14 protein-coding genes and 1 pseudogene are annotated in these 15,827 nt (G+C 35.2%); all 15 read right to left on the reverse strand.

Going from position 1 to position 15,827, the window contains the following annotated elements; translation table 11 throughout:
* Positions 1-266: 266 nt before the first annotated feature.
* The 15 genes and pseudogenes from AB1349_09310 to AB1349_09380 all read right to left on the reverse strand — a co-directional run bounded on the left by AB1349_09310 (position 267) and on the right by AB1349_09380 (position 15,619).
* Positions 267-794, reverse strand: coding sequence for a hypothetical protein (locus tag AB1349_09310; GenBank protein ID MEW6557537.1), 528 nt, complete (start codon positions 792-794; stop codon positions 267-269).
* Positions 785-1,099 carry a hypothetical protein gene (locus tag AB1349_09315; GenBank protein MEW6557538.1) on the reverse strand — a complete coding sequence of 105 codons (315 nt, stop codon included), beginning with the start codon at positions 1,097-1,099 and terminating at the stop codon, positions 785-787. Before AB1349_09315 ends, AB1349_09310 begins: the two co-directional genes overlap by 10 nt.
* Positions 1,100-1,277: 178 nt before the next feature.
* Entirely contained in the window at positions 1,278-1,679 is a 402-nt protein-coding gene (locus tag AB1349_09320; GenBank protein MEW6557539.1) for a type II toxin-antitoxin system VapC family toxin, read from the reverse strand.
* Positions 1,667-1,876, reverse strand: coding sequence for a hypothetical protein (locus AB1349_09325; GenBank protein MEW6557540.1), 210 nt, complete (start codon positions 1,874-1,876; stop codon positions 1,667-1,669). The genes AB1349_09320 and AB1349_09325 overlap by 13 nt, the downstream gene beginning before the upstream one ends.
* A 338-nt stretch (positions 1,877-2,214) precedes the next feature.
* On the reverse strand, positions 2,215-4,380 hold the full coding sequence (locus tag AB1349_09330; protein MEW6557541.1) for an ABC transporter substrate-binding protein: 2,166 nt from the start codon (positions 4,378-4,380) through the stop codon (positions 2,215-2,217).
* A 40-nt stretch (positions 4,381-4,420) separates the two neighbouring features.
* Complete coding sequence (locus tag AB1349_09335; protein MEW6557542.1) at positions 4,421-5,707, reverse strand: pitrilysin family protein; 1,287 nt, start codon at positions 5,705-5,707, stop codon at positions 4,421-4,423.
* 22 nt (positions 5,708-5,729) lie between these two features.
* Complete coding sequence (locus AB1349_09340; protein MEW6557543.1) at positions 5,730-7,022, reverse strand: pitrilysin family protein; 1,293 nt, start codon at positions 7,020-7,022, stop codon at positions 5,730-5,732.
* Between the two features lie 16 nt (positions 7,023-7,038).
* A complete protein-coding gene (locus tag AB1349_09345) occupies positions 7,039-7,473 on the reverse strand; it encodes a GAD domain-containing protein (GenBank protein MEW6557544.1) in 435 nt (144 codons plus the stop codon).
* A gap of 116 nt (positions 7,474-7,589) precedes the next feature.
* Entirely contained in the window at positions 7,590-7,829 is a 240-nt protein-coding gene (locus AB1349_09350; GenBank protein MEW6557545.1) for an Lrp/AsnC ligand binding domain-containing protein, read from the reverse strand.
* Between the two features lie 330 nt (positions 7,830-8,159).
* Positions 8,160-8,807 (reverse strand): NAD(P)H-hydrate epimerase, encoded by a 648-nt coding sequence (locus tag AB1349_09355; GenBank protein MEW6557546.1) that lies wholly within the window; start codon positions 8,805-8,807, stop codon positions 8,160-8,162.
* Complete coding sequence (locus AB1349_09360) at positions 8,777-9,793, reverse strand: galactose-1-phosphate uridylyltransferase (protein MEW6557547.1); 1,017 nt, start codon at positions 9,791-9,793, stop codon at positions 8,777-8,779. Before AB1349_09360 ends, AB1349_09355 begins: the two co-directional genes overlap by 31 nt.
* Positions 9,794-9,823: 30 nt before the next feature.
* Positions 9,824-10,510: an endonuclease V gene (locus AB1349_09365; protein MEW6557548.1), complete on the reverse strand. Its 687-nt coding sequence runs from the start codon at positions 10,508-10,510 to the stop codon at positions 9,824-9,826.
* 170 nt (positions 10,511-10,680) lie between these two features.
* Positions 10,681-11,145, reverse strand: a complete 465-nt coding sequence (locus AB1349_09370) for a hypothetical protein (protein MEW6557549.1) — start codon at positions 11,143-11,145, stop codon at positions 10,681-10,683.
* Between the two features lie 29 nt (positions 11,146-11,174).
* Complete coding sequence (locus AB1349_09375) at positions 11,175-12,725, reverse strand: hypothetical protein (GenBank protein ID MEW6557550.1); 1,551 nt, start codon at positions 12,723-12,725, stop codon at positions 11,175-11,177.
* Positions 12,722-15,619, reverse strand: a pseudogene (locus tag AB1349_09380) (C25 family cysteine peptidase). The gene AB1349_09375 and the pseudogene AB1349_09380 overlap by 4 nt, the downstream one beginning before the upstream one ends.
* Positions 15,620-15,827 lie beyond the last annotated feature (208 nt).

Here is a 15,827-nt window from a genome sequence, read left to right on the forward strand (position 1 = left end):
ATTTCAAGCCTCCTATAGGTCAAATAATGGCGTGCGCCACCATTATTTTACTATAAAAGTGCTTGTTCTCCGACGATAAATTATATTTCAAAGAGCTTTTTAAGCAACCTTTTTTGACTACGCTACTCAAAAAGACAGATGGTGGGGTGACTGTCACCAACTCAGCCATTTTGTCACTGTGACCCCCGAACTTGATTCGGGGGGAAACAATCCCGTCTTTTATGAAAAAAAAGACCTACCCCCTTTTTCCTTTTTTCTCATTTTAATCAAAATCTTTTAGTAATAAAGATACTGGTTCTACTATTTATTCTTTCTGATTTTTCAATTATACCATATTTTATTTGTAATGCTTTATTATTAATACCCGCATCCCTAGGAGTGTATAAAATATTCAAAAGATGAAATATACTCCCAACAGCAAATAAACCAGGTTTCTCTTTATCCACTTTAGTTACAATGCCATCTAAATATGCAATGTAACCAACCAATGCTAATCTACCACTTTCTTTATAGTCGGGCCCAGCAAGAGAAGTAAATAAATGCCCACTTAATCCAATATATGTTATCGTTGTATTACCTAAAGCATTTCTCTCTCCTTCCCCTTCTTTCGTTAATGCTAATATAAGGGTTCCTGGTACATCAAAAAAAAGGCTCACATAATGAATTATGCGATTTAGGGAAACATCTACTTGCTCTTTCACACTTCTATCTAACAAGTTATCAACTTCTTCATAACTATCAAGAAAAAAACACTGGGAACCAGGTAAAAGTCTACTTGCAACCATTAAACCCATTGGATTTTTTTAACAGAATTATATAACATACTATTTTGCAATTTATCTATATTAATTAATGGTTGATGAGTGGAATTCTTCATTTCTTTTTCTTTCACATATTCAATTTTTTTTATATCATCTTTTAAAACAGTTAAATTACCCATACTTGTTTTTACTTCAAGTTTGTCTTCTGTAGTTGATTTAATACTACCTTTGATAACAGTTCCATCTTTGAAATATATTGTTTCAGCCAGAACAGATGTTGTTAAAACGAGAAATAGAACAAACGAAAGAACTACTACCTCAAAAAATCTTGTTTTCATGATACATTCTCCTATCCACAAACAAAAAGGGCGGACAATCAATCCCCGGTAACTATTCACGAAACCCGAGAAAGACCAGCGCCCTTTCAGGCGACAGTCATTCCTTAGTGAATAGTTAGAGGATTTTTTCCTCTTTAAGGAAAGATGTTTAAAATACTACAAAAAACAAAGAACTAATCTAAAGAAGTTTTACAAATGGGAGAGACTTAATTTTATCAAAAAGTTTTTTATCAGCAGTAATAAATTCAAAATTCAAATCTTCTGCCAGCGCAATATAAATAGCATCATAAATTGTTACATCATATTTGTAAGAAACTTTCACAGCATTTTTTAACAAACCAGATGTTGCCACTACAATATTCAGGTTAAGATTGATAAAATTATCAATAACATCTTCAATATCTTTTTCTATATTTTGGGGATTAGATTTTAATGCATTTGCAAGTTCATACAAAACCAAATCAGGAACGGATATTTCTGTTTTACCGTCAATAAAATTAGAAAGAATTTTTAATGCTTGTCTACTTCCGTTTTCTTCTACATACCATTTATAAATGACAGAAGTATCTAAAACTTGCATCGGCTATTTCTCCAGTTTCTAATTTCTTTAACACCATTAAAATCTTTAGATTTAGATGTCAATCTATTCCTTAATCTTTCCATATTTTTAATGACTTTAAATAAATTACTTTTATCCACAAATTTTGCTCCTAACAATATGGCCAATCTTTTTTCTATTAACTTCATGGTATTGTAATTTTCAGTAATCATTTTCATACTTGGCCTCCTCTCTTTTTTCGCCTTCTTTGAAAAACAAAATTTTGGCTTTAAGGAAAGCTGTTCAAAAAAACATTATAAAAAACAAAGAACTAATCAGTAAACTTCATCGTGTGAACCAATTTCTATATCTTTGCGCCAATCAGGATGTTTCCGAAGAAATTTTTTCAATGCTCTTATAAAAGTATTACTCCAAATAAGTGAACGCATTATGATATTTCTCTTATCAGTTCTTTTACTGTTCCCTGTCTGATATTACCAGTAGAATATTCTTTTCTTGCTTTTTTTATTCACCTCCTGTTTTTATTATAACACAAAATTGATTTCTTGTCAAGCATTTATTTTACTAAATACTTCTGTTTTTCCTTCGGAACATACCATTCGCGGAAGTTCCAGCCGATGCCTAAAGGTGCTACTTCAGGGCCTATAAATCTTTTATGAATAACAGGCAGTGAATCAGCAACATACAGGAATGTATACGGTTGGTCTTCTGCAAGGATTTGATGGATTTTTCTATAAATTTTTTGGCGTTTTTTTTCCGAAAAAATTCGTCTGCCTTCATCTAATAGTTTATCAACTTCTTTATTCTTATAGGATATAAAATTGTACTGTCCTTCTTTTTGTTGAGAAGAATGCCACAGCGGATACTGGTCAGGGTCACGGCTTAAAGCCCAGCCTAAAATTACCGCATCGAAATTTTTCTTGTCAATGTATTGATGTATAAAAGTTGACCATTCCAGAATTCGGATATTTACTTTTATCCCGACATTTTTCAGATGCGCTTGAATAAGTTCTGCAGCAACTGCTCTTGATTTATTACCTTGATTTGTAATAATTGTGAATTCAAATTTTTTACCATTTTTTGTAAGGATACCGTTATTTTCTTTCCAGCCCAATTCATTAAAAATTTTTTTCGCTTTTTCAGGGTTGTATTCATAATCTTTTACATCGGGATTATAAGCCCAACTTGTCGGTGGAAACGGACCTGTTGCAGGAACACCGTAACCGAGCAAAATACCATCAATAATTTCTTTTTTGTTTATTGAGTATGCGATCGCCTGCCTGATTTTTTTCTCCTTGAATAATGGATTTAAAAGATTATAGCCGAGATAGGTATAACCGAACGATGGGTATCTGAACTTATTATAGTTCTTAAAAATACTCGGATAGGCGTTATACTGGTCTGGCGTCAAACCCATTGTATCTATGGTCTCGTTTCGTAATTCCAAAAACTGAACCGATTGGTCGGGAATAATTCTGTAGATATATTTTTGAATTTTAGGTGGTCCTTCAAAATAATCCGGGTTTGCAACAAGTGTAATTTTTTCGTCGGTTTTCCATTCTACAAACTTGTAAGGTCCAGTGCCGATAGGTTTTCTGTTGGCAGGGTGGTTATTAAAATCACCGTCTTTTCCACCCGAGGCGGATCTGCCTTCGGCGGAGAATATATGTTGAGGAATAATTCCCATTCCCCAAGAAATAAGTCCCGGCGAAAATGGCTCTTTGTATGTGATTTTTACTTTATATGGATTGATAACTTCAAATTTTTTAACAAGTTCAAAATCAGATGAATACGGTGTTTTTACTTTCGGGTCAATAAGTTTTTGATAAGTAAACTCAACATCTTCGGCAGTAAACGGTTTACCATCATGCCATTTCACATTTTCTCTTAAATTAAAAATTATAGTTTTACCATCGGCAGATACAGTCCACGATTCTGCCAAATCGCCGATGATATTTATGTTTTTATCATATTTGACAAGCCCATTAAAAACAAGTGAGTTTATATCATTTGATGCTGAATCTGTTGCTAAAACAGGATTCAAATATGATGCATCTCCAATAGACGAATCAATATAGTAGTCACCAAATAATTTTCGCTCGGTTTCTACTTTTGTATTGTTCAGTTGTTTAGGTGTAGATACTTTTTTCAGGACTATAAATCCACCGAGCAAAAGAATCACGAATAGAATTGTGAGCCAATTGAAATATCTATCAATAAATTTTTTAACCGACTCGCCAAACTGCCAAATTAGAAAAGACACAATAAAAAATCTAGCGCCACGTGACAACACAGATGCCAAAATTAACACAGCCAGCCCAATTTCACATACACCACCTGCGATAGTAAAAACCTTATACGGGATAGGCGTAAAACCAGCGGTGAATACAGCCCAGAAAGCATTTTGTTGATAAAGGAGTTGCACTTTAGTGAACAGTTCCTGACTGAATACCCACCTGAAGAAAAAATCTTTAACTGCCTGCCATACAGCATAGCCGATGAAGTATCCAAAAATTCCGCCGATTACAGACCCGGCAGTACATATTGTTGCGTAAAAAAACGATTTTTTAGGTTTACCGATATCAAGCCCAATTAAAAGCACATCTGGTGGAACTGGGAAGAATGAAGATTCAGCAAATGCTAACAAAAAAAGCGCCCAGTTGGAATGTTTAGATTCCGCTAACGACAAAACCCAGTCATAAAGTTTTCTAATAAATTTCATTTAGAACATTTGCTTACATTTTATTTATTTTTGATAATACCTATTTTAAGATGATAGTTACTTCTTTTTTAGCATTGAAAATTTTTTCACAGGTCGTTTTTATATCAGCAATAGTAACTTTATCAATATCATCTAAATATTTTTTATCATATTCATATCCTTTGCCAAGTATCTCCCAAAAGCCAAGCCACCATGCCTGTCGCTGGATTGTTCTATGGTCTAACTGATAAGTGCCTTTTAGATATTCTTTAGCATTTTTTAGTTCATCGTCGGTAATTTCGGCTAATTTTTTTAGTTCGTCTGCCAATACACTTTCTACTGTCTCAATATTTTCTTTTGATGTTCCAGCATATAACACAAACGCACTTGGTTCTTTTCTGGTTGGATAAAACGAAGATGCTTCATATACAAGCCCGCTTTTTTCTCGTAATGCCTCAAAAAGTCGTGAACCCATTCCACCACCTAAAATGGTACTGATCACTTTAACAACAGCATATTCTTTAGAAGTAACATCAGGCGCTAAAAAACCTGTAAAAATATATGATTGTTTGAATTTACCCTCAACGATTTTTTTATACGAATTATCACGAATTTTTGAACTACTTGAAAGTTTTTCACGAATACCTGTGTCAATCCATATATTTCCAAAATATTTTTGAACAACAGATTTTGCTTTCTCAAACTCAATATCACCGACAACACACAATACCATATTTTCAGGTTTAAATAATTTTTTGTGAGTATCAACAACCTGTTCAACAGTCAGTGATGAAACAGTTATCTCATAACCGATTACAGGTCTGTGATATGGGTGATTGGTAAAAATTTGTTCGTTAAATAAATCATATCCAACACTAAAAATATGGTCTGTTTTGGATTTTATTGCTGCGATTGTTTTTATTTTTTCTTTCTCAAATTCGTCAGCAGGAAATGTTGGGGCATTTACAACATCGGCAAAAATATCAAATGCAGACATAAAATTTTCAGATAGAACTATCATTGAAACTTCTAAAAAGTCATCTAAACAACCAGCAGAGATTGAAGCACCCAGCGATTCTGATTCACTCGCAATTCTGTCAGAATCTCTATTAGATGTGCCTTTTGTCAACACCGCACAGGTAATACTTGTTATTCCTGATACTTCATCAGATTCAGTAAAAGCCCCACCTTTCACAAATAGATTTATACTGACAAGTCCCAGATTCTTCTTTTCAGAATAGACAAGTGTAAAACCATTCTCAAATTGAATTTTCGTTGGTTGAGAATAGCAAGAATTAAGAATTAAAAATATAAAATAAAAAACTGCTACAAATACAAATTTTTTCATAATTTCAAAATTAGAAAATTTTCTAATTTTCTAATGGTGTAATAATAACCGTTGGAATATTTGAAAAAATTAGATATTTTGACATTACTTTTTTAATATTCTGTGGTTTTAGTTTTTTGATATTTTTGATATAATTTTTAACAATTTCTGGATTGCCAAGTGTAGCATAAAAACCTATAGTTTCGGCTTTACCGTCGGGTGTTTGTTCCTGCAGAAGTTTATCCCGTATTAAAAGTGTCTTTGCTCTATTAAGTTCGTCGTTAGTAACTGAGTTAACAGTAATATCTAACAGTTCTAACGACACCCGATTTATCAATGAGTTTGTATTTTCAGACGGACATTCGGCATAAACATAAAACAAACCTGGCCCCCTATGTGTAGAAAACGAGCAACCAATAGTATACGCCAGTTTTGTATCTTCTACAAGCTTTTTGTAAAGCCGAGAAGCCCTGCCTGAACCTAAAACATAAGAAACCAGATCAAGCGCATACTGGTCAGTATTTTCTACTGATGCGCCTGTAAAGCCCATCAGAATGTATGGATGTGCAACATCTTTTTTGATAATAATTTTTGAATCTGATTTCTGGACTTCTGGATTACTAAATTCTTTCATATTAGTTTTTTTAGTATATTTTGATTTTGGTAATTTACTAAATCCATTTTTCAGCACATAAAAAATGGACTTTCTATCAAAATTGCCTGAAACAACAACTATGATATTTTGTGGTGTATAAAACTTTTTATGGAATGACAAGAAATCTGTCCGGTTGAGTTTTGTAACAATTTCTGCAGTTCCAATAACAGGTTTTCCATATGAAGTTGGTTCATAGACCAGCTTATAAAATTCATCAAAAAGTTGAGATTGCGGATTATCATCTTTTCGTTTTATTTCTTCTAAAATTACCTTTCGTTCTTTTTCAATTTCGTCTTCCGGGAATACAGGATTCAAAACCGCATCTGTTAGGATTTCAGTAGCTTTTAATGTATAACTACTCGGAACAATCGTATAAAAACAAGTAAAATCTTTTGAGGTTGCTGCGTTTATTATTCCACCGAGTTTTTCAATTTCAGGTGCTATATCTTTCTGTGTTTTTGTTGGTGTGCCCTTAAAAATTAGATGCTCTATAAAATGTGAAATCCCGGAATTGTCTTTATCTTCGTCAAATGAGCCAACCTTTACCCATATATAAATTGCTGTTAAATCTGTAGAAGTATTGCTATCAAAATAATAATCAGAACATAAAAAAGTGGCGGATAATAAAAAAACAATAAATCCGCCCAACAACACGGATATGTTCTTAAAAAATTCTTTCATAAATAGTGGCAAACTCTTATTTTTTCTTTTTGGATTTTATTTTTTTGCTTGTCTTTTTTGTTTTAGCTATTTTCTTCTTTCGCTCCCTTTTTACCTCTACTCTTTTTGTCATTTCGTTTTCAATTATCTGAATTGCTTTTTCTGCTTTTTCCTTGTCAGCCGCAACAAAGACAATCACATCTTTTTTCAAGCAGTTGAAATCCTTTTCAATTTCTGCTTTTTCTTTTGCACTTATACCATACCGCGGTAGTTCATCGGTTGATATAAACCCGCCGACACCTGTTTTTTTGGCAACTTCTGCTTGTAATCTATCGGAAAACTCTTCGTCTTTTACCAAAACACCTGTTTTACCTTTAATTTTTACTCCTAAAACAACACCACCTGCGTGTATTATATTTTTTAGCAGATGTGATTCTGTATTTTTCAGAAGGGTTGTAATATCTTTTACCATAATTTTCTCACCTCCTATTCGCTTCACTCACCGAGAATGAATTCTCGGCTACATTGTTGTGTGATGCATCAGGTTTGGGCAGGTGGGTTAAAACCCACCTAAACCCTCGCATCTTTTTATATTGCGGTGGTTATCAATGTTTCAGTACCTAAAACACCGGCGATAGTACGAATTTTATGAACAACAAGCGAAGTCAAATCAGATAGATTATTCGCCTCAACATCAATCACCAAATCCCATCTTCCGAACACAGCGCTTATATGTGTTACGCCTTCAATATTTCTCAGTTTATTAAGTGCTTGTTTTTCCTTACCTGCAACCAGCCGTACCAAAACCAATCCTGTGGCCATTGTCATTTTTATCACCCCCTTTAACGGCATAGAATTGAGAAATAAGAATCAAGAAAAAATTGATTTAGTACATTTGTACTAATTGAAAAAACCAAAATTTACCGACGAGCAATTTTTCAAGTAGTACAATTGTACTAATTGATTTTTCCTGTTTTACCAAGGAGCAAAATTCAAATGTAAGCATTTGCTTACATTTTGACTTTTAACTTCCAACCTTAAACCTGTTTTTTCTACTCTCCCCCTTTACCCCCATTAACAGCAAACTCCAAATTCTCCCGAAGGGCTGCTGAATTCCGATGGACATCGGGATTGTCGGGAATCTATATCCGCTATCCCCTAAAATTTCAAGCCAATATCCACGACAAATATTTTACCAGAGTATTCTTTGCCAGCATTTATTAAAAGCCCTTTTTTTATTGCCGCCATCGTGATTGTTGCATTTGATTTCACAGCACTCCCTAATACCTTCCCTGTATCAGCATCAATACCCGACGGAATATCAACTGATACAACCGGCTTTTTAGTAGAATTTATTTTATCAATAATTTTTTTGTATATTCCTCTGACCTCACCTTTAGTACCTGTACCAAGCAACGCATCTACAATTAAATCTGTATTTGTAATTTTTGGAGAATGCGTATTAAATTTCAGAACTGGTATTTTTAGTTTTTCAATAATTTTCAGGTTTGTAAGTGCAGCACCGGTATACTTATTTTTGCACTGTGCGATAAAAACTTTTACTTTTACATTCTTATTATAAAGATGCCGAGCGACTACAAAGCCATCGCCGCCATTATTTCCACCTCCACAGAATACTGCAACACTTCTGGGCTGAAATTTTTCCAAAATAATTTCGGCTACATTTTTTCCAGCATTCTCCATCAACACTATTGACGGAACTAAAAATTTTTTAACTGCAAGTTTATCAAAATTTTTTATCGCCGATGCTGAAACTATTTTGTATCTCTCAGTATTTTTGCGCATATTTCAGGTAATAACGGCTGTATATGATACCCTGAACCCCATTCAAACCCTGTAATTTCTTGAATCTGCGGATATATCTCAATATGCCAGTGATAATCGTTATGAATAGTTTTCCAGTAGTCCTGTTTTTGTCGCATATACGGAATAGAATGAAGTATATAATTTAATGGCGGGTCATTAAGTGCCAGTGCAATTTTAGATAGCGAGATTTTTAATGTCTGCGCAAGATTTTTTAATGATGCTTCGCTTTCCAGACGGAAATCAACATTATGTTTTTTGGGCAGTATTAGGAGTTCAAACGGGAATTTGGTTGCGAATGGAACGAATGAGATATGGTCACTATTTTCTTCAACAAGCCGGTTCTTGTCCTTTTGTTCCTGATGAATCATATCACAAAAAATGCATCGCTCTTTGTATGAATAGTACTCTTTTGCCGATAACAATTCATCTTTGACTGTTTTTGGTGTTAATGGTAATGCAGCAAGTTGAGAATGCGTATGTCCGAATCTGAGAGGTGATTGTGGTCGTTGATTCTTGAAAATCAAAGCATATCTTAACCGTTCGTCATTATCAAGGTCTCGCAATCGTGTTTGATAAACCTTTAATACCCGCAGAATTTGTTCAGCAGAGAGGTCGCAGATATTTTTGATATGTTGTGGTGATTCTATGATAAGTTCGTGTGCGCCAATGTTGTTCATCAGGTCATAAATTCCGTGTCCAACCTTACCGATATCGCCTTCAATTTTGAATACCGCTGCTTTTGATGGGATTACCCGCACCTGCCAGCCCGGTGTGTTCGGCCGAGTATCAAATTTCCGAATTGAATATATTTCCGAAAGTGTTTTTGTTTCGTTACCTTCACAAAAATAACAGCCATCGGGAGTTTCTTTTTGTTCAAATTTTAATGATGACAGGAATTCATCCGCATTCTTTGTTCCTGTGATAACCCATTTTTGCGATATTAGGTCCCGTCTTAATTCAGGCATAATTTTATTATACAAAAAAAAATTAAGATGTCAATTTTTTTTGTTTGCCTCTATATGTGCTAACCGTAATGGTTCAGGAATCCGATATTTTGTGAGACACTGAAACACAATATCTGCCGAAATGATTAAGCCGATTCTGTGTCCCTGTGAAATGAAAATCGGTTTTGTATATTTTTTTGACCGCATAGTCAGTCCGATTACAGTTCCTGCATCATCTTTCAGAAATGTATAGGTACCTTTTAATCCCGGCGGTGGTTCTTCATAATTTCCATAAAGAAGTGATTTTGCGCAACCGATTGATGGTTTATCAAATATAACACCGAGATGTGAGGCAATGCCAATGCCCCTCGGATGCGCAATTCCCTGCCCGTCAAACAAAAAGATATCCGGTTCAGTTTTTAATTTTTTTATCGCTTCAAACAAAACGAGACCCTCCCTGAAAGAAAGGTAACCGGGGATATACGGGAACAGAAATTTTTTGCGGTATCTAATTTTTACTTTTTCTAAAATTTTTAATGTTGAAAAATCAAACACCACAACTACTGCATAGATTTTCTTTTCGTCTTTTGAGTATGAAACATCACAGCCGGCAACCGTTTTTATCCGTGCAATATCATCAAAATCACTTCGCAGTATCACTTTTTGTGCAAGTTCCTGCTGTATAATTTTTGCCTGACGAATATCATCAGGTATTTCAAATTTGTTTTTGAGTATCATATTAGCGACAATGTGATAATGGAATTTTTCGTATTTCGTAAGAATTATATCTAATTTTTTAAGATTTGTAAAGAATGTGTTAATTAGCGAGGCAATCCTGGATGTTTCAGGTTTTCGGCAAGTTGTTCAAGTTCGGTGAGAAGTTCAGATTTATTCGGAGCGTTTTTTAATTATGCGGCAATCTCTTTTATTTTTTCGCAGATTTGCTGACGATGGGTACGATAAACAAGTCGGTTCTCCTGCAGTTTCTTGAATGTTTCATCAAGACAATTTAAGAGGTCATACAGTTCATCATTTTTTCTTGGCAAAAACTCCTTATCAAAATTACCTGTCTGCTGTATTTCCATAAGTATCTTTTTTATTCTGTTTAGCGGACCGACGATTCTGTGTGATAGATAAACTGCCAAAATCACAACAGCGATTATATACCCTACACCTACCTTGATAAGTGTTTTTATCAACTCTGTTAGTTCCTTCCCCATTTCCGACGATAGAATATTCGGCAGGATATTTGACACAAGATAATAAACATGCCCCCAGGCGATAAAAAGCAAGACAGTCAAAAAGCCAGCAATCACAACAGCATATTTTACCTGAAGACCCTTCTCAACAAAAAAGTTTTTTCTTTTATCCATATTTTTCTCCCTGATTTATTCTATAAAATTTAATATCTTTTTTCAAGATGCTGTTTTGCTAAACTATCATACTCTGTGCCGAGCAGTTTTTCCCAGTGTAGTTTTGCTTTTTTCAAGTATTTGCCGTAAGAAAATTTCGCCTTCTTTTCCATCTCTTCATATGCATATGCCAGATTTTTTCGCATATCATTCGCATCAGGATTTTTTTCTAAACACGCAAGATATGTATCAATCACAAATCCGGTCTGGTTTTGTTTCATATGAATTGTAGCAAGTTTCTGGTAGAATTTCTTTTCATATGGAAACCGCTTTATTGCTTCTTGATAAGTCCTTACAGCATCTTTATATTTTTTAACTGATATGAATTTATCTGCCTGTTTGTGATAATTTTCTATAATTAGTATATTTTTGTCTCTAAGTTTAGTTTTTGCTCGTGCAATATTGGTTTTAGAAAGTTGATGTGAGGGCTCAAGTTTCACAACCTGCTGGAATTTTTCTATTGCCGGCTCATAGTTTTCCTGCTTGAAATCCTCTTGTCCCGCAACAAACAGTTCCCTCATTTTCTCTTTTTTCTCCTCAGGTGAAATAATGACTTCTGCAGTAGGCACAATTTCCTTCACCTGTGCTAAGTTTGTTTCAATAGAAGAACCGAATCTATAGCCAATACTTACACGGTGGGTTGTATTAAGATAGATACCCGGAATATATGCATAACCGAAATCAATATTTTTGTAGGTAACTCCTAATCCAAAGTGTAGATTGGCTTCATCAATATTAAAACGATAACCTACATTTATTGAAACAAAATCACAGCCGAACTCAAATCCTATCTCAGGAATTAATTTTTTGTCAGTAAAATTGTATGTTGCTCCGGCGCCGGATAGACAATAGACAACAGGCGATAGATAATAGAGATAACCGCTACCCAGATAAGCAGAAGTCGGGAGTGAATTTTTATCATCAATAAATTTTGTGGATGAACCGAGATTTTGTGCTGCTGCTGAAACAGAAAAATTCTTTAATGGTAGATAAAAGATTCCTAAATCACCAGCATATGCAAATGCACTTTCTCTTTCTATAATTTTGCTTGTTGCAAGTTTTAGTGATGCTCCGCTGAATAAATCATCACTAAATTTATGCCCATATGATAATATACCCAATAAATCTCTTTGGGCAATAATCTCCTCATTTGTTTTAAGTTCACCATCTTCAAGCCAGTTAAGTTCTATTTTACCTGCATCGTAATAAACAATACCACCAGAAATCATTCCGTTTTTCAGTGGTTCACCATAAACAAAACCACCAAATTTATCTTCAGCAAACCCAAGTTCTGATATAAAAAATATTTCTCTTTGGTTGTTTGTACCTAAAACAGCTGGATTATAAAATACGCCTGATAAATCACCCCTGATAGCACCAACTGTCGTAAGTCCTTTAAACTTTGATGACTGTGCCTTTCTGAAAATTATCCAGCCACTTCTACCAAAAGAAGCATAGAGATAATTAAAAATTAGAAATGTAAAACTAAAAATTAAAACCAATCCCAAACATTTCCTATTGTAAATTTGTAATTGTTTCATCTTAGTATTACCATTTTTTTATGGATTTTTACACCGGGACCTTTGATATAGACAACATAAATCCCTGATGCGATATCCTTCGGTATCCATTCAAATCTGCCCACCGAGATATTCTCTTTTGTTTCCTCGTAAACAATCTCGCCTGTCAGCATAAATATTTTACACTCAAATTTACCAATAGAATTACCTTTGAAATCAATTTTTACTGATTCATCTTTATTGGGATTAACAGCTCCCTTACTTTCTGTTCCACCTATGATTTTTATTTCTCCCGCTGTTATGTATGCTATCCCGGTAAAATCCCAATTATCAATATTTCTATCTAAAGATATTGTACTTCTGGAAACAGGGCTGAATGTATAGATGAGTTTGTTTGGTGTAATTGTGTAACTACCAGATAGAAGATTCAAAAACTCATAATACCCTGAAGCATTTGTAACTGCTACTTTTTTCACATTAACACCAGTCAAATTCAGTGTCACACCATTTATCGCTGTACCAGTTGGCATTTTCACATAGCCTTTAATATAATAAGTTGGCACTATTACATCAGGTGCATCAACATCGGTTGGTGGTTGGTGGTTGGCGGTTGCACCGTTTGCATCCTGTGCCTCAAAGTAATAGGTGTAATCAGTTCCAACAGAAAGCGTCGCTGAATAACTGTATTTCCTGCCTGTTGAATATGAATTACTATCCGCAGCAGTCATCGTAAATGGACTGCCAGTTATCTCTGCTCCACCTTTTTTGATGTGAACCCTTGGATAGCCCGAATAAGGAGCATCGTTATCAGCATCCGTGTATTTTACTCGGTAAATGTAGGTATTTGTAGATGTTCCTATTATAGGGTTAAGTCCGTCGGAAATATAATTCGCTTCACCAGTCCAAGACAATGTCGGTGGATTATTGTCAGGTGGTGGGGGCGGTGCGGGTGGTGCGGGCGGTGTTTTCGTTGAGACCGTTTGGTCAAATACTGTTGCAACTCCATCTTCGTTGAAAGCAGATACCTTGAACCAGTAAGAAGTAAGAGGTAAGAGGTCAGAAGCAAAATAAGAAGTTGATATGTAATTATCAGCAAATGCTTTTAATGTAGTGACAGATGTAAATCCGCTCTCGGTTGACCGCACTATTCCCCAGCGGGTATAAGCGGGATTACTGTTTGCAGACCACTGAATTGTTATTGTCACTGAAGACACTGAAACCACTGAAGAACCTGTCGGTGGGTTAGCTAAACTGTAAACAGGATATACGGAAAGAGAAATTTTGTTACTTTCTCCATAACTGTTGAATGAACATATTGAATATATATAAGAAGATGTGTTTGGATTTAATCCATTTTGTGTCCAGTTTATTGTATTTGTTGAAACCTCAGCGATAAGACCATCCGTCGCTGTATAAATTCTAAAACCATCCTCAGATGATGAATTATCCTCCCATGCCCATTGAATTGCTGTTGTAGATAAAGCGAACCCTACAAAATTTGTTGGAGCAAAAGGAGCACATAGATACGGTGCTGTTGATACTTCATTAGAATAACTGCTTTCTAATACCATTGGTTCCTGGTCTACTGTTGTCACACGATAATAATATGTGTTATAATTTGTAAGACCTATATGTAAAAACGAGCTATTTATCGTCTCGGTAGCAATAAAACTGTCTACCCAATCATATGGTGTTGTGGAATCACAATATACTCGGTAATAGTCAAAATCAGTTGGATATGGTGAAGGCGCAGTCCAGATAAGATAAATTTCCGTACTATACGGAATAGAAGACAAATTTGTTGGTGCAGGCGGAACGAGTTCTTGAACTGGCGCATAATTTGCCGTGTTTATGCCCGGAACATCAATTGACGAATTCCATACTCCATAGAATTCCGCTATATCGTACGCTTTTAAGGCAAAATATAAAGTAACCCCGGGAGTTAGTCCGGTTAATAAGCGGGATTCTTCACTACCAGCAGTAGAAAATCCTGTCCAGGAATGAGTATAGGTACTTACCCAGGAAGCATAAAAATCAAGATTATTGATCTGACTGGTAGCATATTTTACCAGATATCCGGATACCGTACCCACAGTTCCATCTTCTCCAGGTGCTGTCCACTGTAAAAATATCTCGCCATCAGAATTTCCAGTAAGAGCGGTAAGATTAGAAATTCCGGCTGGTGGTTCGCTTTCAGAGGTAATTATACCTTCGTAAGGTAAACCGTTATGAGCAGTTACGACAATATCATAATCACCTTCTTGGCTGACTGTAACATTGGATAAAGTTACGCTTCCATTTGCAGCGGTTAAACCAGTCCAATAATCATCCGGAGCATCAACCCGTGAAATCGCCACTCTTGCTCCGGCAACAGGATTACCATTTTTATACACTGTAACGGTTACATTTGTAGGAATCAACATACCGATAGTATTAGGATGAGTAACCACGAGATTCTCCGGTGTATCGGTAATTATTGTCATTTCCGGACAACCAAATAAATTCAGCTCGTAAATACAATATCGCATAACATTGTCGGCAGGAGGTACAAAAGTAGCTTTAGAATCTAATAAAGTTTCGCCAATATGGTATAAATCATCTTGAAAAAGAGAAACATAAAATTCAGGGTCCAGTTGACTATCAGCATAACCAACCCATCCGTAACGAGAATTGCCACAAAAAGATACCATCCCGCCGTTAGGATTTAAAATACAGTGTTCAGCGATACAATCATCGTATTCAAAATCAGCGGGATAGCAGCCACAAGTCCACCATACTGCAAATTTCGGGGCATTAGTTAAGTTGTTAATATCAGTAATAGTTATAAAATCAGGACCTGCCCCGATGACTGTAGTATCACAATGGTCTATATGGTTAGTAATATTGTAACCGTTTTGTAAAGCATCTAACACATTGGCTGCGGTTTCTGTTCCATCTCTCTCATATAATTCAAAATCGGGTCAAACCGGGGCGGCATACTGTTTGTGTCTATAAGGTCTTTATTTAAATGTCGCCGAATACCCCGCAGCTTGCTGCGGGGATGAAGGCGACCGACAAATTTTGCCAAATTTTGTATAATGTAATATGTGGAGCTAAGACGAGCAAGTCACGCTGTATATGAAC

It is taken from the genome of Elusimicrobiota bacterium, from assembly GCA_040757695.1.
Classification (GTDB): Bacteria; Elusimicrobiota; UBA8919; order UBA8919; family UBA8919; genus JBFLWK01.